Here is a 22,264-nt window from a genome sequence, read left to right as displayed (position 1 = left end):
AAGCGTTTTAGAACAGGTTCGGATAATCGGAAATAATACCATCTACGTCCATTGCTCTTAGTTTTTCAATAGCTGCCTTCGTATTCACCGTCCAGGGAATAATACGAATATGCTGCTCATGGCATTGCTTAACGAGCTCGGGCGTAACCAATGGATAATAAGGACTATAAATATCCGGCACAAAACTTAACTTTTGCAGGTTACTCGTTAAATCCCCTCGCGAAACCAGATAAGATGTTTCGACTTGCTTAGCGTAATCACGATGAACAATCTCCAGCATTCCGGGATCGAACGACTGGATCATCACGCGCGCTTGAATACCCTTTTTCAGGATAATTTTCATCATTGCCTTAATAAAATTCTCACGAAAGGCATTAGTCGCCTCTTTTGCTGGGGATGGCACTTTAGCCTCTATATTATAATGCGGTGCAGGCAAAGCCTTTGCTTTTGCATATGCTTCGACAGAATCGATCAGCTCAGCAAACAAGGGAATATAGGCAGCTATTTTCTTTTGCTGCGGAAATTCGGGATGCGGCCGTAAACCAACATCGTATTGCTTAATTTCGCGGTAATTGAGCCTATTCAGTTTTAGCCTTGCCTCATCTTCCTTTTTTACCGCCCTGCCTTTCGCATCCTGCGCAAATACAGAAGAAATATACGCATCGTGTGATACAATAATTTGTTGATCTTTACTGAAATAAAGATCAAGCTCTACTGTTGTTCCAAGATCAAGCGCATTTTTCATGGCCGCTAGGGTATTTTCAGGCATTAGCCCCCGACCACCACGATGTGCTTGTTTGTCAAAAGATTGTGTTTGGGCCATGCTTAGCAAAGGAACGTGAACCAAAAGCAAAAGAATTATTTTTTTATACACCATCATCATAAAATTTAAGCGTTAGTTAAACCAGAATAACATGAACAATAACAAGGTACATGATTATCCGCTATTGATACACATGTGTCCAAATCCGTGCACGGTAAATGGTATACCCACCTACCGTACGTGAAAAAGAAAAAGCGCCCGTGTTACCATCGTAAAAATCAACTTTGTTTGTTTCGTAGGGGTGATTGGTGGGATCTTGCACTTCCGACACAACATATTTCCCACCAACAGCCTGTTTTCCTACAGACTTAATCAACACATCCGTTCCACCATAGCGATGGGAAACACCCGGTGTTGGTGTAAATGTTTTGGTTAATTTATTAAAACGATAAACACCGGTATGATCTCCATAGATTAATATATGATCGTCATCATAGTCTGGCGCCAAGTCATGCGGAAATTTCAGGTGATCGGCAACACCTGTCGGATTCGTCGGACTTCCATAACGCAACACGGCCCGCATGCTGGTATCTTCTGTAATGCTTGGATTCGTACGCGTTCCACCAATACTATAGGCAAAAAGCCCATGATAGGCTAGTCCGCCAATGAGTATTTCACCACCAACCCACAAACGGTGGTAAATGGTATCGAGCAATAAGGCATGCGGCGCGATGATATCCGCCTGTGCGTAGCTGGCTCCTGTCGGATCAGCTGTATTATAAATTCGCACCCAGTTTCCACGTGGACTTGCAGCGGTACCATCCCCAAAGCCCGCGACGACAATATTCCCATTAGGTAATAGTTCTACGGCGTGATTGTTTGGGTTATCCGCTGTAGGGAAAATATATTCCCATAATTTCTGTCCTTTTACATAAGTACCTTCAGGAATATAGGCTCCTATACCTAGGAAACGCCCACCCTGCACAACAAATGCCGATGTAGCTTTACCCGGAAAACCATTTGTATAATGTAGGCGTGCATCACCGATGCCGTCACCCAATGCCTGAATAGCATTTGCGGAGTAGCCCAGCGCTGTTGTAGGTTTAAACAACCAATTGCATGTCGATGCATCCCAAGTGGTGCTGTTATAATTGTATATTTCTAAGGTCTTATCCGCTGTATTACTAATGGCAATCCATGGCGTCCACGTGTCTTCTGTGCTTGTTGATACCGATGTACTGTCTGTATGAGCCGATAGCATTTCTTCGTTCTCTAAACTCGAACGGCAAGCCCATATGCTGACGATAAGACACCCCAATAAACCAAACGCAATGCGTTTTCTATATCCTATATTATGCATAACTTCTACTTTTTTTGATACTAGCTTAGTTTGTATAACCCGGGTTCTGTGTGAGGGCTGGATTAAGATCACGTTCCGCTTGCGGTATGGGATATAGCATCCGGTAATCCACTACATGGAACGCATCTGTTGGCAAATAATTCAGTTGCTGCTTGAGTTTAGCACCAAAGGTGGTCATCACTTCGATAGCCTTTCCGGTACGCACCAGATCATGCCAACGGTGATTTTCGAAAGCCAGCTCTACCCGTCGTTCATGGGCAATTAATTCCCTTAATGCATCTGGGCCGGTTGCCGTCAAGGCATCTAAGCCGGTTCTAGGCACACGTACCTGATTAATGTAAGTAAGTGCCTCCTGTACATTACCTTGTTCATTTAAGGCTTCCGCTAACAACAATAAAGCGTCGGCATAGCGATAGATAGGCCAATTGTCGTCTGTATTATTGGCACTGCTGTGCGGATGTAGCATTTTTTTAATATACGGTATGCCGATTTTCCCCGTTGGGGCTTGGTATCCAACGACAGACTTGTTGGCCGAAAAAGTAAAAAGCATACTCGCATCATAAACTCCTTCCGCAATCCCAATGGAGGCGTCCAGGCGTTTATCTCCCGGTTCATACGCTGCTATCATATCCTGAGTAGGGTTGTTATATCCCCCGTCACCTACATTGTTGGTTTGGACACCCGTAATGATGGCCGTATTAGTCGATCGCGGCAGAAAGCGGTAAATAAAATTACTTTGCTGCCCATCGGTTACCCCTTGTTGATACTGCACTTCAAAAATCGATTCCTTACTATTCTTATTGGAGGTGGAGAATACCGATGCATAGTCGGGTAACAACTCGTAACCCATCGTAGTTAAATTCCGCAATAAGGTTTCGGCTTCGGGGTATTGATGTTGGGTCATATAAACTTCTGCCAATAGCATCGTTGCAGCACCTTTTGATGCTAGCCCATTCTGCGGAAAGGTAGTCGGAGGTTCCAGTTGATCAATCGCTGCTGTTGCATCCGAAATAATCTGCTGATACACTTCCGCTGCAGGTGTTCGAGGCAAAAACGCATCATCAGCTTTGGTGACTTCATGCAGGGAGAGCGGAACGTCGCCAAAATAGCGCACCAGTTTAAAATAAAAGAATGCCCGTAAGAACTTGGCTTGCCCATCAATATCGCGTTTAGCACTTTCATCTAGGGTAGCTCCTTCCAAATGATCAATGACCACATTCGCCCGTGCAATGCCCGTATAACAAGCATAATACAGGTTAGCGATATAAGAATTCGTTGGATGATCAAGAAAATCGGCTATATTTTCCCGATGAACATAGCCATCACCCCGATTAACGGCATAATTTTCATAATGTGTATTATCCGAACGCATTTCGGCAGTATAAAAATCGACATTCATCAAGCCTCTTAAGGCATTATATGCTGCAATTAACGCTTGTCTAAATTGTTCTTCGGTCTTAAAGAATGTTGCGCTTGAAGGCGAATCCTGTGGTGCCAGCTCAATAAAGCTTTTCTTACAGGAAATGATCAGCGAAGACAAGAAGATCAGCACCCATATGTTTATTTTGATCGTTGTTTTCATCGTTGTGCCTTTAATTATTTAAATGTAGTGGATAAGCCTATGGAAAAGGTTCGCGGTATTGGATAAGCATTACCATCGACGCCGATTCCCTTTGTTGCATCTAAACCATTGGCATTAATCTCCGGGTTCATTCCAGAATAAGCCGACCATACCAGTGCCTGTTGTACCGCAGCATAAATCCGCAGATTTTTCAGCAACAGATCTTGCTTTAGCGGCACCGTATAACCCAATGCAATATTTTTAATCGTTAAGTAGGAACCATTTTCCACCCACTGCGAATTCGGATAACGTCCCAATATAGTGGTATTGGTTGCTGTTCGTGGGTACATACCCGATCCGGGATTTTCTGGCGATCGCCAACGATCCTTAATATCTGCCAGTAAGTTCCTAGCTCCGTCCATATTGGCCAAATGTGTCCATTTGACTACATTTAAGACTTGTCCACCTACCGATCCAGCCATCGATATGCTAAGATCAAAGCGCTTATAGGCAAAGTTGTTGGTAAAACCGAATAGAAAATCGGGTGTTGGATCGCCAATAAACGTACGATCATGCACATCGTCAATGACACCATCTGGCACTCCGTCGGGGCCGGAAATATCTTTCATCTTAATCGTGCCTACATCAGAATGATAATTACCAACATGGTATTGGGCAGATTGGTTGAGATCGTTTTCGTCTTGGTATAAGCCCAAATTGACAAAGCCATAAAATTCACCTAAACGATGTCCCACTTGATTATGAAAATAATCTCCCGTAATAGCTGTATTGGCAACGATATAACCCGGCTCTACCAATGATTTAATGAGGTTACGATCAAAGGAGATGTTGAAACTAGAGTTCCACTTCAAGTTGCCCGTCAAATTCACGGTATTCAGGTTCAATTCATGCCCCCAGAATTCAAAGGCACCCGTATTGTATTGAATGTTGACAAAACCTGACGAACGCGGGATAGGTCTCACTTGAATCATGCCATCACTCAACTTATGGTAATAGTCGTAAGAAAACGTTATCCTGCTATTCCATAAAGAGAGATCAAAACCAATATCAAACTGTTTATTCCGTTCCCAAGCGAGTTCACTATTACCTAAGCTGTTTACCGTATAGCCAGGTGTCAAGGATCCATCTACGATATAATTATAGCTACCCAAGGTAGAAATATGGGTATAGTTGCCTATTTCGTTATTTCCCGTAATCCCATAACTTGCACGCAACTTCAACAAATCTATCTTCTGTTTAAACCCCTCCATGAACGGTTCATCGCTTACTATCCACCCCACCGACATCGAGGGGAAACTGCCGTATTTTCTATCGGCACCAAAGCGGGAAGATCCATCCCGCCGCATGGCCGCAGAAAATAAGTATTTGCCTTTATAGTTATAGTTTAGTCGGCCAATAGCCGATAGCAGGGAATAATCGGTATAGTTACTCGTACCAGCGGTAATCTCGGTCGCTGCGCTTAACCATTCCACATCATCACTTGGGAAAGCTTGTCCTTCCACATTATTGCTCTCTCCTTGGTATTTCTGACCGGAGTATCCCACTAAAGCCTCTATATGGTGATCGTTGATCGACTTATTATACACTAGATTTGCTTCTGCTGTCCACGAATAATTATCGGCGGCGCTACTTGTTCCCGTAGCCATTGAGGTTGAAGAAACGGAGGAAGGCGAGAACCGATTCCGGGTTTCAGCCCCTTTATCAACAGCCAGATTGGTTTTCAATGTTAAGCCTTCCACAAATGCATAATTCAGATAAGCATTTCCCAAAATACGGGTAGTCTTGTAATCATCTTTAGTAAGCATCATCTGCGCATAAGGATTAATATTATACACCATTCCAGCCGTATTGACATTCAACGGATAGGTTCCATCCGGATTTACAGCAGGCACCAGCGGACTGGATTCTACCGCCCATTGAAATAAACCGGCTAGACCATCGGTGCCCAGGCGGTTGTTATGATCAATACGATAGCTAGGTGCCAGGTTAAATCCGATCTGCAGTTGATCCCTACTCCCAAGGCTCAGGTCATGGTTAAGCCGCAAGGAAAAAAGTTTCGTACCGGTATTGACGAGCACCCCTTCTTGTTCCTGATAACCGGCCATGACAGCGGAAGCCGATTTATCCCGTGCCGAAGAAATCATCAGATCATAACGCTGTATGGGCGCTTGTCTGGTGAGTACATCAAACCAGTTTGTCCCTTCTCCATAGCGTTCAGGATTGGCATATACTTCCGGTACAGGTGTTGTTACGTTCTCATATTTAGCTTTATCCGCATACAATTCATTATAAAATTCAGCAAATTCACGCGCATTCATCATTTTCGGAACCTTATCCATGGGAATGGACTGTACGCCATAATTACTGGTAAAATTAATCTTCGCATCGCCGGGCTTCGCATGTTTGGTTGTAATCAAAATAACCCCATTTGCCGCTCGCGAACCATACAACGAGGTAGCCGAGGCATCTTTCAGCACCGTAAATGTTTCAATTTCGGCAGGATTGATATTATTGATACTGCCTGTAATTGGCGTTCCATCAATGACAAACAAGGGTTGATTACCCGCAGATAGAGAAGCAGCACCACGTATCCGAAAGGCCATTCCCCTTCCCGGCTGGCCGCTCACCTGACTGATCTGTACACCCGCCACTTTTCCCTGCAATTGCTGTGAAAATTGCATCACGGGCATATCTTGTAATGCAGAAGCATCCACTTGTGTTATTGCACCGGTTATCTCCCGCTGCCGCTGCTTACCGTAGGAAACCTCTACTTCTTCCAGCTGTGTTCCTCCCTGCATCGTCACATTTAAGGTACGGCCAGCAGTTGTCACCTCTACGTGGGGATAGTTGACCTTCTCATAACCTACATAACTTACCACCACCGTATATACTCCCTCATCTAATTCTAGACGATAGTTACCTTCGGCATCAGATTTCGTACCTATCGAGGTTCCTTCAATCGTAATGGACGCTCCAGGCAGGGGTTCACCCATAGCATCACGCACCTTTCCTTTCAGCTCACCCCGCGTTTGCGCCGCAGGTGTAACCTGAAGCGGTTGTACGACAATCGTTTTATCAATCAGGCTATAGGTTAAAGGCTGACCCGTGAAGCATAAGCGTAAAACGTCTCCTAAAGCAGCTTTTTGAACATCGATCGAAACAGGCTTTGCTTGAGCCAACACTTCATCATCGAAAAGAAATAAATAACCGCTCTGTTTACGAATGTCTCTAAAAACATTGGCGATTGGTTCATTCTTCGTTTTAAGTGTAATTTGTTGAGAAACTGCTACAGCACTAACCTGTACACAAAATACGGTCAGTAAAATAGGTATAAGTTTCATAGTTAAGACAATTGTTTTTGAAAAGGTTCGACAGTGTCGGCCTCTAACTTTGCAGAATAAATTTAAATTCATAATTTCGAGAAGAATTATTCAACATTCTAGTAATTAGCTTTTTGCTTGTTACGTATACCGGTAGTGTTGCCCCACTACCGGTTTTACCAAATAAGCGTGAAGGTGTGACAGGTTATTCGTCCATAGGCTTCCAATTGTTTAAGGTGATACCATAATTTTTGTTCCATCAATCTGAAAATGCACACTACCAGCCAACTCTAACATGCGTAAGACATTCGATAAATTGGTGTTACGGGAGATTAGTCCCGTTAGCTTTTTATTCGAAACATCGGACGTATAGTGTACTTCTACGTTATACCAGCGTTCCATTTGGTGCATAATCGTTCTAAGATCTGTACTGCTAAACTGGAATAAACCGTTCTTCCAGGCAACGGCCTCCTCTAAATCGGCGTTAACTACCTGAATACCTGTTTTATCGATCCGAACCTGTTGACCGGGCGATACGAATGAACTACGTTTTCCATGGCTAACTTTGATCGATCCTTCCAATAGCGTTGTGTTGATAGTATGCTCATTCGGATAAGCCATCACATTAAAATGTGTGCCCAATACTTCAATGGTTGAGGTTTGATTTACGTTTACCCGAAAAGGTTGGTCTTTATTTTTTGCTACTTCAAAATAGGCCTCACCCGTTAACTCCACTTTTCTTTCACTTCCCGAAAATACTGCAGGAAAGCGCAAGGAAGAGGCTGCGTTTAACCAAACTTGGGTGCCATCAGGTAGCTTCACTTGGTATTGCCCGCCATTCGGTGTCATGATTTGGTTGTAGCCGGTATCAGCCTCTCCGGTAATCGATGGTGAAAAAATCAATTGTCCTTGCTGCTTAACCACTTCAAGCCCGCTCTTGCTTTTCACCCGTCCATCCTCAACCCGTTCAATGTCTATCGTTGAACCATCTGCCAACTTAAGGGTTGCCTTGCTTCCTCCCGGAGCAACGTCATTCACCAACTGTTGGCGTACTGCCACGGGTTGACTGGAATGAACCCCCAAAAAATAAACATAAAATCCTGCGATCACCAGCAAACAAGCAATACTAGCAGCAGCCATATATGGCCACCATTTTCTCCGTAATTGCTTCCGTTGCGGCGTGGTCACAATACGTCGGTACAACAAGTGCATATCCTTCGTCGACTCTGTGGATGCTTCAGTTGCATTTAAATTATCCCATGTCTCATCCAATAGAGCAGCGAGCTCCCTTTCATATGCTGGATTGGTCACAAAAGACCGCAATTCCTGAAGTTCTTCTTCACTGCAGGCATTTTCCAGATAGCGCTGATATAGATCATTTAAGCGTTCATTCATCGTCGGCTAAGCTATGTCACGGCAATATTAACCACCTTTTCTTATAAGATGCTTGGCAAAGCATTTCGGCGTAACGAAACTTGAAAAAAAATTTAACAAGGAAAATGACTATACGATACACTGTATCGGTACAGGAAAAGAGATAATAAGAGAACTAAGTCACTATGCTGGCTCAAATAATTGCGTAGAAAACGTAGGGCATGTAACATATGGGTTTTAACCGTAAGCGGAGACAAGGATAAGCGTTCGGCAGCCTGGGCATACTTTAACCCTTCTTCCCGACATAGCAGATACACCTGTCGTTGCTGTGGAGGCAACAATGCAATTGCTTGACGAAGCAATATGGTGGATTCATTAAATAAAATTGCTTCTTCGGTTTGGTTATGTGTTTCTTCCCATGTTGTTTTAAGTTGATTTCCTACGCGCTGTTCTAACTGCCCCCGTCGTAAGACCTGTAAAGCAGCATTTCTGGCTACCACTTTAATGTACGCTTCTACCGCTTCGATTGCTGATGGATTTTCATGTTGCCATAATGTAAGGAAAACATCGTGTACAATTTCCTCGGCTACCTGTTCAGATTTGACAATCTTTAATGCATAACGGTAGATTGGTATACGATACCGATCAAATATAATCCGAAACGCTTGTTCATCTCCAGAAGCTATGCGGATTAAAAGTGCTTTTTCGTCCATTTGAAAATCACTTAGAACAACATCTAAAAAAATGCTATCAGACCATCAAAGGTAAGGTCATGGGATCATGTTAATATTACGCTGATGTTAAGTTTATATTCGAGGTGCAATATACGGATAAAAAAATGGCTCAACCATCCTGTGCTGTACCGTTATTTATTGGCATTTAAGCCCGATCTGGGTTTAACGTGATGCCGGTTCGCATGTTGATGGTCATTGGAAAGCGCTACGGATGTTGCCAAGGTTTTCGATAAGGCCTACTCAATAGTTTTGTCGCTTCCGGATCGTTAACACATATTTTCTTTTGCGCATCGTATAGAAGTGGTCTATTCAACTGCATGGATAAATTAGCTAGGATGCAACTAGCCGTTGAGATATGTCCCTCTTCAATATCGGCAACAGGTAAATGGTCATTTTCAATAGCCGATAAAAGGTTTAGCAGGTGCCGTCGTGTAGCCGGTACGGTGTGCAATTCTATTCGAGGTTCCTGTACATCTTCCGGAAATTCCTCCTTCTCATACACCACATCTTTCACTATACGATCGCCCTTACCTATTGGAATAAATTCATACTTCATGACACTTCCTTTCAGCGTCCCTTTATCGCCATAAATGACAAACGCCCATGGGTATTCGGGATCGGCTGGGTCTCCCCAAGTCCGGTGTTGCCATATACAGCTCAATTCATCGTATTCAAAAATAGCCGTCTGCGTATCGGCAATCGTTGATTTTCCCTCTTTTTGAACGTAGATTCCGCCGGTCGCGCTAATCCGTTTCGGCCATTTAAGTTGCAACAACCAGCGTACCGTATCAAACATATGAACCCCCATATCCCCTGTAATTCCATTTCCATATTCCATAAAGGTTCTCCACCAGCTTCCATGTGGCAAACCATCGTATGGGCGTAAGGGAGCAGGGCCGGTCCATTGTTCATAATCAAGGAAGTCGGGAACAGGTTCCACTGGCGGATTCCCATTCTTCCGCATATGATAATAGCAGCACATTTCTACGTGTGCGATCTTGCCGAGCAGGCCTTTATCGATCACGCGCTCCTTTGCATCTATTAGATGGGGGGTGCTTCTTCGTTGGGTACCTACCTGTACCTTTTTATTGTATTTTCGAGCTGTGCTCAATATAGCTTCCCCTTCGAGTACATCGACGCTAACGGGTTTTTGTAAATAAACATGTGCACCCGATACCATGGCATCGATAGCTTGCCGTGCATGCCAATGGTCTGGAGTACCAATGAGCACCAGATCCAATTGGTGCTCTTGCAGCATTTTCCGGTAATCTCCATACAACTTTGGAACCTTCTTTGAAGCTTGTCGTTCACGAATCAGCTTTCCTGCTTCCTCCAGCCGATTGCTATCCACGTCGCATACCGCAACAACATCCACATCGCTAACCTGCATCAACCTGAAAAGATCGCTTTTCCCATACCAACCTGCTCCAATTAAACCAACCCGTAAGTTCTTGCGTGTACCGGCAAAGGTTAAGCCCTTAGCCTGCAATGCGGATAATGTTAAGGCAGCGCTCGCGCCTTGAATAAATTTTCTACGGTTCAGATTAACGGTAGCCATATTGGTTTATTAATTGTTTTAAGTAATTTCTCTTTATGGGAAACAAAAAAGTGACGATAATGTTCACGATAACATATCGGTCTGGCTAATCATTTTTCATGCTGATTTTGCTTTTTAAGTTTATATTTCGATGAGTTACACAAGTATATATAAAATATAAGTGTAAAACAAACGGTTATTATTTTTAGAGCTTGAACCTATTGCAAGCAATGTTTTGTGTTCTTTTCTGAGCAAAATCGTTGAAACCGAAAACGAGCAAATCTCCTTCTTCAACGTGCATAGCGTACTACTTTACTTCAAACTCATAGATTCCTGCTGAGACATCCTTACCCATCTGGAATTTCAATCGTATTTTTTGTGTAGTAACCGGATTAAACGTGACCTTATTGGCTTTATCTTGTTCGACTAGGTAATCCACATTATTTTTTACGGGTGCCCAGTTACCGTTCTGATCTAGGTACTCGACTTGCCAAGTATCTGGAATCCTACTTCCACCCCAGGGGCGGTCATCCCACCAATAGACACTTGCTTCAGAAATCTGCTCTGGTTTTTCAAATTCATATGCTATCCACTCTTCCGTCCCTTTATTTGGCCATAATGAATAATAAGACACATCCCGATCCGAAGAACGTTTAGGCCAATAACCATCATTGACTTTGGCGAGCGAAGCGTTGGCTTTCTGAGACGACTGTACTTTCGCCTTTGTCGTAATGGTGACGGGTGGCACTGGCAGTGTATATGCTGCAGTTCGCGGAATCCATACTGCCATTTCTCCAGCTCCACGGTTCGCCCAAGAATAATAAGGAATAGCGGTTAATTTTTTTGGCTGCTCGACTAGTTGGTTATGTTCATCACGGAACGTACTTTTGCCTTCCAATTCTAAACTTACGATGCCGTTCAATTTATCGGGTCGAAAACTACTTTTAATTACCGCATCATCTGCAAGCACCGCATTTGACACCTTATTTTCATTATCCGGCCATTCTAGGCAATATACAATAGGACCCCGTTCCAGAGCCACCTTTCCTTTGTCGTCTGCTACTTTTCCGTTGGCAATAGTCCGCTTCACCTCCATTGGAAGATTTATTTCGATCTTATCTCCCTTTTCCCACTTACGCGACAAGACCGCATAACCACTTGCTTTGATTGAGTATTCGATAGCTTGACCGTTTACTTTTATCTCGACAGGCTCTCCTTTAGGCTGTATGTAGGTATATAAATCACTTGGGACGGGGCGATTGATGGCCCAGCCAGGTATCCGGACGAGCACATCAAACTTTCCCGACTTTTCTGGGCTCACATCGATCAAGGTATTACCCTCCCAAGGATAGTTTGATTTTTGAGCGAGGTGAACTTTATTTTGCGGCAAATCAATTGTTGTTTCACTTTCAACGAATAGGTTGATATAAATGTGGTTGTCTTTTTGTGCATAAGCATATCCTGGGATAGAGGGTATAAAACGACAGATATTACTTGGACAACAAGCACAGCCAAACCATTCACTCCGTATGTGCTGTCCTTCCGATGCCAATGGATTGGGGTAAAAGAAACGATCGCCTGAGAGCCCTACTCCAGAAAGCACGCCATTATATAAAGTCCGTTCAATAACATCATAATACTTGGCATCGCCATGCATTAAAAACTGCCGATAATTCCAGTACACATTTCCAATTGCCGCACAGGTTTCACAGTAAGCAGACATATTAGGCAGTTCATAATTATTGCCAAAAGCTTCACCTTCTCCTCTAGCGCCTATACCGCCCGTGACATAGTATTTTTTCTGGACAACATTGTCCCAAATCTTATCAATTGCATCGAGGTACGCCTTATTCCCAGTGAGCGCGGCAACATCTGCCATACCCGAGTACATATAGACCGCCCGGACAGCGTGACCGACGGCCTCGTCCTGCTCAACCACCGGCTTATGGCTTTGCGCATACTCCCCTCGCACACCATTTCCCTTCAAATCCAAAAAATATTTCGCCAAATCCAGATATTCTTTTTTTCCTGTCACCCGGTACATTTTTGCCAATCCCATTTCAACGATTTGGTGTCCGGGCTCATATCTCAATCCGCCAATCAAAAAATCCTTCACCAATAAGTCGGCATTTTTGATGGCAATATCCAACAATGTGCGTTTTCCAGTGGCTTGATAATGGGCAACCGCAGCTTCATAAAGATGCCCTGCATTATAAAGCTCATGGCTCAAATCCGGATCTTTCTCCCATCGTTTTTCACCAACCCAAGAATGCATTTTTCCAGGTTCCGCGGCCGTGCGTGCGGTATACAGGTAACCGTCTGGTTCCTGGGCTTTACCGATGAAATAAATCAGCGAATCCATCTGCTTTTCCAATTCCGCGTTGGGATTGGTTTGAATGGAATAAGCCATTCCTTCAATGATCTTATAGATATCGGTATCATCAAAGGTATACTCTGTATTAAAATATCCTTTCATCAGTCCACCAGCTTTCTTAAAATTATCTACACGACCGGTGGTGTAACATTGTTTTAAGGCAATAGGAATCGTTACTTGCTGATTGATCTGCAGTCGAGGTGCCCAAAACTTGTCCTTGAATTTAACATCGACAAACGATACCGGCTCAATGGGATAATCCAGTTTTTCAGCCTTTTTACTTTGTGCCCAGCCGACGACAAGTAGGCCTGTCGTCATCAGGAGGGTAAGTGCAGTATACCATTTAAATTTATTCATAATTTATACATTAAAAGCTATTGTACCCTTAATATTTCCGGTTGGCGTAAAATCAACACAACTTAAATGTAAAAAAGACACTTATTTAACAGACAACACATCCCACAACAAATAAATCCGAGATCATTTCACACTGCTATTGTTTTTAAGTTTATACCTTGATTACTTTTATACAAGTATAAAGAAAATATAAATGTAAAACAAACATTTATTATTTTATTGAATCGAATCTTTCAGCGGTGATACCGGAAAGTATTTTCCAAATACACGCCATTCATGATCCTGTGCGAAAAAAGATTAAGCCAGAAAAAGGATTGGGTTTTACCCCAGAGAAGCGAGTAATAATCACCGCTACGGACAAACTACTCATTATTAAACTAGACGAAAACTAAAGTAATAAAGCCGTCGGTTTAAAAACGAACCGACGGCTTTATTGTCTATCATCTCTTGTACCGATTCTTTTTCTTCATTCACTTGGTAAACTGTAAAGATAAAATCACCCGTTTATCCGCCAGCTGGCGGATAAACGCCGCTATTCCCAATATTTTGCTGAATTTTACAAATAATCCTTATATTGCGTACCGCTTATAAGCCTTGCGTCTAGCTTTCAAGAACATTCCGGATTTTCTTCGCATCTGCATCGGGTTTGTTTCGTACTTTTTTCGAGGTGACTCCGGGGTGAGTCCGGGTTCTGTCCGGGGTGTCTCCGCGTTTTAAGGGCAAAAACCCGGACTTAATCCGGATAAAGCCTGAAACAACGGTACCTTAACGGCGAAGATGATACCAAGAAGGTACAAAGCTGAAGCGAAGTTGGTATACGTTTAAGGTGAAGGAAGCTAAAAATTAAAAACAACGAAGGTCATTTGTACAATAACCTGTATCATAACAAATTTATAAATAATTATGGCAAAACTAGACAAAAAAGGCAATCCTAAAGGAAAAATAGGTAATGAAATTTACCGTCAACTAAACGGCGAAACGATCGTCCAAAGCAAACCTGGAAAAATTAAACAAACGACGAATACTCAAATCTCCGCTCAAGAATTCGGTTTATGCAGCAACGCGACCAAAATCATCCGCCAAATGGGCAGTTATCTTTTTGAATATACAGACCCCTACCTTTCGGGTAGATTGACTGCCGTGATGCGCCAATGTGTCGCCGCCTTGCCGCAGGACAGCAAGGAGAAAAATTTAAATGATATCGACCCAAGTCCATTTATTGGTTTTCAGTTTAACCCCAAAGGATCTTTTGAAAAGAATCTCTTGCTGATGCCTCAATGTACCGTTCAGCCGGATGGCACCCTAATCGTGCAACTAAATGGCCTGACACCCGAAAAACATATCCCCTTCTTACAGACCAACATACAGCCCTACCCAGGTTCTTTTCTGCGTATCGCCGTACTGGGGCTTGACTACCAAAGAAAGGAGTATCAATTACTGGCAGTAGATGAAATTATATTGGCTAAAGCAAAAATGGACGATGCCACTCTTCCCTATACACATGATGTACATTGGCAATGCCTCAAACAACTGCAGAAAGGGACGTTGGTCTTTGTTTTCCTTTCCCTACATTACTACCAGCTCGACTGGTTGAAACGCCGAAAAACAATGGGTGATAAACACCAGCTTCCAAGCGGTATTTTAACGGCTTTTCGAGTGGATGATGACTTATATGAGCGAAACCGGCAGGTTGCTATCGGCGTTGAACACCAACCCGTCGAGGAAGCCGAATGGTTTTATACGATAAGGCAAGAAAAACAATTTGAAATAAATCGCTTAAAAGACCACCAGCAAAAAAAGGATGCCAAGCGATTGCAGACAAAACAGTTTAGAACATTTCCAAATTAGTTCAAAAGCTTCCAAAAAGGATATGTACGGGCTTTTTTTTCTTAAATTCGTCACGCTTAACGGCTGATAATGAGTACAACGTCTCCAAGAAATCAGATGCGTTAATTTGTGACAGGCCTAAAAGCACGTAATATTCTTACTAAACATATTAGAACATGGCATTTGACATAGAAATGATCAAAGCGGTTTATGCCCGCTACGAAAGTCGCTTAGCAGCGGCCAGAAAGGTAGTAGGCAAACCACTTACCTTAACGGAGAAAATTTTATATGCCCATTTATGGGATGGTGAAGCAAATGAAGCCTATAGTCGAGGAAAATCGTATGTAGATTTTGCTCCCGATCGCGTAGCGATGCAAGATGCAACGGCCCAAATGGCGCTATTGCAATTCATGCAAGCTGGCCGTCCGCAGGTTGCTGTGCCTTCTACTGTTCATTGTGACCACCTGATCCAAGCTAAAGTTGGTGCAGAAACCGACTTGGCTGTGGCTACCGACCAAAATAAAGAAGTGTATGATTTTCTGGCTTCCGTATCCAACAAATACGGCATCGGCTTTTGGAAACCCGGTGCGGGAATTATTCACCAAGTTGTATTAGAAAATTATGCGTTCCCTGGCGGTATGATGATCGGGACAGACTCCCACACACCAAATGCCGGTGGTTTAGGAATGGTTGCTATTGGCGTAGGTGGTGCTGACGCTTGTGATGTGATGGCAGGCCTCCCTTGGGAACTTAAATTTCCAAAATTAATTGGCGTAAAATTAACGGGTAAACTTAACGGTTGGACAGCGGCTAAAGACGTGATCTTAAAAGTAGCTGGTATTTTAACGGTTAAAGGTGGTACAGGAGCTATCGTAGAGTATTTTGGTGAAGGTGCCCGCTCGCTTTCCGCAACAGGTAAAGGGACGATCTGTAATATGGGGGCTGAAATTGGTGCTACCACATCGATCTTTGGCTATGATGAAAAATCAGAGGCTTATCTTCGGGGTACCGATCGTGCCGACATTGCCGACCTAGCCAATACTATTCAAGAACACTTAACCGGCGATGCTGAAGTTTATGCCAATCCGGAACACTATTTTGATCAGGTGATCGAAATTAACTTATCTGAATTGGAACCACATATCAACGGGCCCTTTACGCCAGATTTGGCATGGCCAATCTCTAAATTTGCCGCTGCTGTAAAAGAAAATGGCTGGCCGGAAAAATTAGAAGTAGGCTTAATTGGCTCTTGTACCAATTCGTCTTATGAAGATATCAGCCGAGCAGCTTCTTTAGCCCAACAAGCAGTAGATAAACATTTAGTGGCAAAATCTGAATATACCGTAACCCCCGGTTCTGAGCAAGTGCGTTATACGGTAGAACGTGATGGTTTTTTGGATACCTTTGATAAAATTGGCGGTGTAGTATTAGCCAATGCCTGTGGGCCCTGTATCGGGCAATGGGCGCGTCACGGCGCTGAAAAGAAAGAGCGTAACTCGATCATCACATCTTTTAACCGGAACTTTGCCAAGCGTGCTGATGGTAATCCGAATACCCATTCCTTCGTAGCCTCCCCAGAAATTGTTACGGCAATGGCTATTTCAGGCTCACTATTATTCAACCCCTTAACCGATTCATTAACGAATGATCAAGGCGAACAGGTTAAATTGGATGAACCAAAAGGTTTGGAGTTACCGATCAAAGGTTTTGCTGTAGAAGATGCCGGCTATCAAGCACCTGCGGCTGATGGCAGTAAAGTGGAAGTAATTGTTAGTCCTTCTTCTGATCGTCTACAATTATTGGAACCATTTAAACCATGGGAAGGCACGGACCTCACTGGTTTAAAATTATTGATTAAAGCTAAGGGTAAATGTACCACAGACCATATTTCCATGGCTGGACCGTGGTTAAAATATCGTGGACACTTAGACAATATTTCCAATAATATGCTCATTGGTGCTATCAATTATTTTAATGACAGCGCTGACAGCGTTAAGAATCAATTGACAGGCGAATACGGTCCAGTTCCGGCTACACAACGTGCTTACAAAGCGGCAGGTATCCATACCATTGTTGTTGGTGATGAAAACTATGGCGAAGGCTCTTCTAGAGAACATGCCGCGATGGAACCACGTCATCTTGGTGTTCGCGTCATCTTAGTCAAATCTTTTGCCCGGATACACGAAACGAATCTCAAAAAGCAAGGGATGTTAGCCTTGACGTTTAGCAATCCGTCTGACTATGATTTAATCCAGGAAGACGATACTTTTGATATCTTAGGCTTAACTGACTTTGCTCCAGAGAAGCAATTAACGGTTATCTTGCACCATCAGGATGGAACAACCGACCGTTTCCAAGTAAACCATACGTATAATGCACAACAAATAGAATGGTTTAAAGCCGGAGGCGCATTAAATATTATTCGAAAAAATCAAGCACATAACGCTTAAAAACGACAAAGGCGCCGATTTGTTTGGCGCCTTTGTCGTTTTTAAGCGTTAGGCAATAGGCTTTATGCTCTACGCTTTTTGCTTTAAGCTTTATGCTCTTAAAGCCTCTCTTAACCAAAACTTCATACCAATTTAACCGTCTTATCATTTAAAAAAATAACCTTTGATAAAAAATCATGCATATGGAACGATTGCATATTGAAATTTCGGACAATCAATACCTGATCAGGCTTCAACGGACTGATTTTGATTTAAACAGTCTTTATGCCTTATTAAGAGGTCTGGGAGCAGAGACACCTCTAAGAAAAAGGTTAAGCATGCACGATGGGGATGATATGGTTAAAAGTTATCGGGATAGTGAAGAGCTTGGCGACCGATTCGATTATTTACAGGATAAATAAGTTTAAACGCTTATTATTTTTTATTTTTCCCCGCCAACCTATTTTCCTATCAAAAACTGCCTTGAAAAGCATATTTATCCTCTTTTCTATGCTAATAAAAAATTCCGTAAAACGTTTTTTTTCAGTTTTTGTTTGCCTTCATTTGCATTATTAAAAAATATTGATTTATATTTATACCGAATCCGGGAAACTTAAACTAAGATTTGACAATGGGAGATTTTGACAACAAAGAACGGGAAGAAGTTTTTTCAAAAAAGGTAAGAGCAGGGAAGCGCACCTATTTTTTTGATGTAAAGGCCACTAGATCGAATGATTACTATGTAACCATTACAGAAAGTAAAAAGAGACTGGAAGATGGTGTATTCGTTAAACACAAAATTTTCTTATACAAGGAAGATTTTGAAAAGTTCGCTGAAGGTCTCAGTGAAACAGTCGAGTATATTAAGGCTCATCAGGAAGTAGTGGAGAAACGTTATGAATTTAGCGAAAATGGTATCATCGCCGATGCTAAAAAGGATGACGATTTTTCCTTTTAAAAGACTACTTAATTGATTTAATCAGTTAAGAGCCTCAACCATTTGAGGCTTTTTTTGTTTGTTATTGGCTATCCCACCTAAAATAGGGCAGCTTAGTCAATCATCGCTACGGAAGAAAAAGAACAAATCAATTAGAGCCTGTTTAAATTTGTATAGTTAAATTTTTTATAGGCTCTTATATTTATATTATAAAAGTGAAAGATGCGCTGGAAAGGTAGAAGAGAAAGTGATAATTTCGAAGATAGAAGGGGTATGTCTGGTCGAGGGCTTGCCTTAGGTGGCGGCATAGGAGCAATCGTCATTGCCATCATTGTCAGTTTCTTAGGCGGTGATCCCACTGAAGTACTGCAGCAATTACAGGATAATACCCCTCAACAATCAGCATCAGTTGAATTAAGTGACGAAGAAAAGGAGTTAACCTCTTTTGTACGGGTGGTATTGGGTAGCACAGAAGATATTTGGCAACAGATCCTTCAAGAAAATGGAAAGACGTATCAAGCGCCTAAACTGGTACTTTATCGCGACCAAACCACAACGGCGTGCGGCGCTGGCCTTACAGCGATGGGGCCCTTTTATTGCCCGGCCGACCAAAAGCTCTTCATTGATTTAAGTTTTAACGATGAATTAAAAAATCGCTTTGGTGCCCCTGGTGAATTTGCCATGGCTTATGTGGTAGCCCATGAAGTAGGCCATCATATTCAATACCTAAACGGCACCATGGATAACGTGCAGCGAATGCGCGATCAGCTCAGTGAAAAAGAATACAATCAACTATCCGTCAAGCTCGAATTGCAAGCCGATTTCTTTGCCGGTGTTTGGGCGCATTATGCCAATGAACGGGAACAGCTTCTTGAATCAGGCGACCTTGAAGCGGGACTGAAAGCGGCGAATGCCATAGGCGACGATAAACTACAAATGCAAACCCAAGGTGAAATCGTGCCCGATGCTTTTACCCATGGCACTTCTGCACAACGTGTCTATTGGTTTAAAAAAGGCTATGAAACAGGTGATATCACCCAAGGAGACACGTTTAATCATGATCGTTAGTTATTCGTTATCCGTTCATCGTAATATATGCGCCCGTGAAGCCTCAAAAACACATTATTTTTGCTAAATTTGCGCATGGCACATCAACAGCTCACAAATGAACCGCATATTGCTGCATTCCCTGCCATGCTCAAGGGTAAATGTGCACGTTGCAGGAAAGGAAATATGTTTAAACCGGGCAGCAATAAGATGTATGAAAAATGTGCACATTGTGGCTTAACATTTGAACGTCAACCCGGCTATTTTTATACGGCCATGTATGTGACCTATGCATTTAATGTTGCCGAGATTATTACGTTAGGTGTAGCAACCTATGTTTTATCCAACGGATCAGAAAATCCATGGTTGTACCTTGGAATTATTTTAGTAGGTGTACTACTATTAGGACCACTTAATTATCGATATTCCAGGATCATTCAGATGTATTGGCTTGACCCTACGTTAAAATATCAGCCTGAGTTATCAAAAGATATCGAGCAGGAACCGCTATAAAAAATAGACGTCAATCCTTTCTCGTATTTTTACGAGCCATTCCCAGCACCAAAGCCACAATGGCTAATACCAACAGGATGTAGATCAAATTCCCTACGGCATAAACAAAGGTTCCTGCGGCCCAACCGATAAGTAAGACGACTGCAATAATATAAAATAATGCTCTCATAGTCATGTTAAGTAAAAACTAAAAATTCAAAAGTAAAAAAACGGAAAACCCACATGAGTTGCCAGTTGTATGTTGCGAGCTAATCATCTCATTGGCTAATTTCCTTAAACCTTACGCCTTATATCCTATACCTCAACCCCCTTTCTTATAACGTATAACTCAACACTTATAACTACAAATTTTCCTTTTTGTTTTACCGATATCCCTTGGAATACCAAGCATTTTAGCTAAGTTTGCATCGAGTAAAAACAAGGTTTTATAGGTACCACTAATTTAGTTCCGATGCAACGATCCATCTTATTAAGCGGTCCGAAGTTTCAATTAACCATACAACGCCTTTGTCGGCAATTGATTGAAAATCATCATGATTTTAAGCATTCAGCCCTAATTGGCATACAACCTAGAGGCATTTATCTGGCTAGGCGCATTCGGGAAGAATTGCAAAAAATTTTGCATATCGAACCTATTTTAATGGGTGAGCTCGACAATACTTTTTATCGGGATGACTTTCGCCGCAAAGAAAGCGGTCCGCTAGTACCCAGTGCAACGACTATCAATTTTGTCATCGAAAACAAAAAAGTTATTTTAATTGATGACGTATTGTGGACCGGTAGAACGATTCGCTCTTCCTTAGATGCCATACAGGCTTTCGGCCGACCTGAGAAGGTGGAGTTATTGGTATTAGTGGACCGCCGTTTTTCAAGACACTTGCCTATCCAACCGGATTATATCGGTATACAGGTAGATTCGATTAATTCGCAACGTGTTATTGTAAATTGGCGTGAAACAGATAGCGAAGACCAAATTATTTTATTAACTGAAGAGCAAAATCACCTCATTTGATCGTATACATAAAATGGCAGAAACAGCACAACAGCTAAGTACTGAACACCTTTTGGGCATTAAGGATCTCTCGGTCGAAGATATTAACCTTATTCTCGACACAGCCAAGACATTTAAAGATGTCATCAATCGTCCTATTAAAAAAGTTCCTTCCCTACGGGATATAACCATAGCAAACGTATTTTTTGAAAACTCCACCAGAACCCGACTCTCGTTTGAGCTTGCTGAAAAACGCCTATCGGCTGATGTGATCAATTTTGCAGCATCGTCTTCGTCGGTTAGTAAAGGAGAGACCCTTATTGATACGGTTAATAATATTTTAGCCATGAAAGTGGACATGATTGTGATGCGTCATCCTTATCCCGGTGCTGGTGTTTTTTTAAGCAAACATGTTCGCGCGCAAATCATCAATGCTGGAGACGGTGCCCATGAACATCCAACTCAAGCATTGTTAGATGCGTTCTCCATCCGTGAACAATACGGAGCGGTTGCGGGTAAAAAAGTGGCTATTATAGGTGATATCCTGCACTCACGGGTAGCGCTTTCCAACATTCTTTGCTTACATAAACTAGGGGCAGAGGTTATGGTATGCGGCCCGACAACACTGATCCCCAAGTACATTACGTCTCTTGGAGTCAAAGTAGAGCATAATCTCATCAAAGCACTTCAGTGGTGCGATGTAGCGAATATGTTGCGTATACAACTGGAAAGACAGAATATCAATTATTTCCCTTCATTAAGAGAATATGCTATGCTGTATGGATTAAATAAGGAAATCCTCGACTCACTGGATAACAACATTACGATTATGCATCCCGGTCCTATTAATCGCGGTGTCGAAATCACTAGTGATGTGGCCGACAGCAAACATGCGATCATATTGGATCAAGTAGAAAATGGCGTTGCTGTTCGGATGGCCGTCCTCTATCTACTGGCTGGAAAACGATTGAATGATTAGTCCTAACACGCAAAAATATATCGTGTACACATTATTTAACTATTAATACCGTTATATACTAAGGTTATTAACATTTGTTAGGTAATAGTGTACATAAACTTATAACATCCCATTAATTTAGCATAAAAGAATTTGAACAA

Annotated in this window: 17 protein-coding genes; 8 read left to right on the top strand and 9 right to left on the bottom strand. The window is 42.4% G+C overall.

Features of this window, described 5'->3' with window-relative positions; all coding sequences use genetic code 11:
* Positions 1-7: 7 nt before the first annotated feature.
* The 8 genes from ABD930_RS02260 to ABD930_RS02225 form a co-directional block, all read right to left on the bottom strand.
* Positions 8-823 carry a glycerophosphodiester phosphodiesterase family protein gene (locus tag ABD930_RS02260; protein ID WP_345230064.1) on the bottom strand — a complete coding sequence of 272 codons (816 nt, stop codon included), beginning with the start codon at positions 821-823 and terminating at the stop codon, positions 8-10.
* Between the two features lie 121 nt (positions 824-944).
* Complete coding sequence (locus ABD930_RS02255) at positions 945-2,123, bottom strand: hypothetical protein (RefSeq protein WP_345230063.1); 1,179 nt, start codon at positions 2,121-2,123, stop codon at positions 945-947.
* Between the two features lie 25 nt (positions 2,124-2,148).
* On the bottom strand, positions 2,149-3,705 hold the full coding sequence (locus tag ABD930_RS02250) for a RagB/SusD family nutrient uptake outer membrane protein (RefSeq protein ID WP_345230062.1): 1,557 nt from the start codon (positions 3,703-3,705) through the stop codon (positions 2,149-2,151).
* Positions 3,706-3,719: 14 nt separating this feature from the next.
* Entirely contained in the window at positions 3,720-7,046 is a 3,327-nt protein-coding gene (locus ABD930_RS02245; RefSeq protein ID WP_345230061.1) for a TonB-dependent receptor, read from the bottom strand.
* Positions 7,047-7,256: 210 nt separating this feature from the next.
* Complete coding sequence (locus ABD930_RS02240; protein WP_345230060.1) at positions 7,257-8,420, bottom strand: FecR family protein; 1,164 nt, start codon at positions 8,418-8,420, stop codon at positions 7,257-7,259.
* A 92-nt stretch (positions 8,421-8,512) separates the two neighbouring features.
* Complete coding sequence (locus ABD930_RS02235) at positions 8,513-9,112, bottom strand: RNA polymerase sigma factor (protein ID WP_345230059.1); 600 nt, start codon at positions 9,110-9,112, stop codon at positions 8,513-8,515.
* A gap of 226 nt (positions 9,113-9,338) precedes the next feature.
* Complete coding sequence (locus ABD930_RS02230) at positions 9,339-10,691, bottom strand: Gfo/Idh/MocA family protein (RefSeq protein WP_345230058.1); 1,353 nt, start codon at positions 10,689-10,691, stop codon at positions 9,339-9,341.
* A gap of 286 nt (positions 10,692-10,977) precedes the next feature.
* Complete coding sequence (locus ABD930_RS02225; protein WP_345230057.1) at positions 10,978-13,401, bottom strand: glycoside hydrolase family 127 protein; 2,424 nt, start codon at positions 13,399-13,401, stop codon at positions 10,978-10,980.
* Between the two features lie 903 nt (positions 13,402-14,304).
* Here ABD930_RS02225 and ABD930_RS02220 point away from each other — a divergent pair.
* From ABD930_RS02220 to ABD930_RS02195, 6 genes are all read left to right on the top strand, one after another.
* The gene (locus ABD930_RS02220; protein ID WP_345230056.1) at positions 14,305-15,249 is read left to right on the top strand and encodes a hypothetical protein; all 945 of its coding nucleotides are present in this window, start codon (positions 14,305-14,307) and stop codon (positions 15,247-15,249) included.
* A gap of 155 nt (positions 15,250-15,404) precedes the next feature.
* The gene (locus ABD930_RS02215; protein WP_345230055.1) at positions 15,405-17,678 is read left to right on the top strand and encodes an aconitate hydratase; all 2,274 of its coding nucleotides are present in this window, start codon (positions 15,405-15,407) and stop codon (positions 17,676-17,678) included.
* A gap of 182 nt (positions 17,679-17,860) precedes the next feature.
* Entirely contained in the window at positions 17,861-18,079 is a 219-nt protein-coding gene (locus ABD930_RS02210; protein WP_345230054.1) for a hypothetical protein, read from the top strand.
* Positions 18,080-18,288: 209 nt separating this feature from the next.
* Positions 18,289-18,615, top strand: a complete 327-nt coding sequence (locus ABD930_RS02205) for a DUF3276 family protein (protein WP_345230053.1) — start codon at positions 18,289-18,291, stop codon at positions 18,613-18,615.
* A gap of 201 nt (positions 18,616-18,816) precedes the next feature.
* Positions 18,817-19,662 (top strand): KPN_02809 family neutral zinc metallopeptidase, encoded by an 846-nt coding sequence (gene ypfJ, locus ABD930_RS02200; RefSeq protein ID WP_345230052.1) that lies wholly within the window; start codon positions 18,817-18,819, stop codon positions 19,660-19,662.
* Positions 19,663-19,737: 75 nt separating this feature from the next.
* The gene (locus ABD930_RS02195; RefSeq protein WP_345230051.1) at positions 19,738-20,154 is read left to right on the top strand and encodes a DUF983 domain-containing protein; all 417 of its coding nucleotides are present in this window, start codon (positions 19,738-19,740) and stop codon (positions 20,152-20,154) included.
* Between the two features lie 10 nt (positions 20,155-20,164).
* Here the strand turns inward: ABD930_RS02195 and ABD930_RS02190 are convergent, their stop codons facing one another.
* Positions 20,165-20,323 (bottom strand): lmo0937 family membrane protein, encoded by a 159-nt coding sequence (locus ABD930_RS02190; protein ID WP_345230050.1) that lies wholly within the window; start codon positions 20,321-20,323, stop codon positions 20,165-20,167.
* Positions 20,324-20,605: 282 nt separating this feature from the next.
* Here ABD930_RS02190 and pyrR point away from each other — a divergent pair, with 282 nt between their 5' ends.
* Positions 20,606-21,166: a bifunctional pyr operon transcriptional regulator/uracil phosphoribosyltransferase PyrR gene (gene pyrR / locus ABD930_RS02185; protein ID WP_345230049.1), complete on the top strand. Its 561-nt coding sequence runs from the start codon at positions 20,606-20,608 to the stop codon at positions 21,164-21,166.
* Positions 21,167-21,179: 13 nt separating this feature from the next.
* Positions 21,180-22,124, top strand: coding sequence for an aspartate carbamoyltransferase catalytic subunit (locus ABD930_RS02180; protein ID WP_345230048.1), 945 nt, complete (start codon positions 21,180-21,182; stop codon positions 22,122-22,124).
* Positions 22,125-22,264 lie beyond the last annotated feature (140 nt).

Source organism: Olivibacter ginsenosidimutans (assembly GCF_039542865.1).
Taxonomy (GTDB): domain Bacteria; phylum Bacteroidota; class Bacteroidia; order Sphingobacteriales; family Sphingobacteriaceae; genus Olivibacter; species Olivibacter ginsenosidimutans.
Note: the sequence above shows the minus strand (reverse complement) of the source record. Positions and strands in the feature narration are given on the sequence as shown.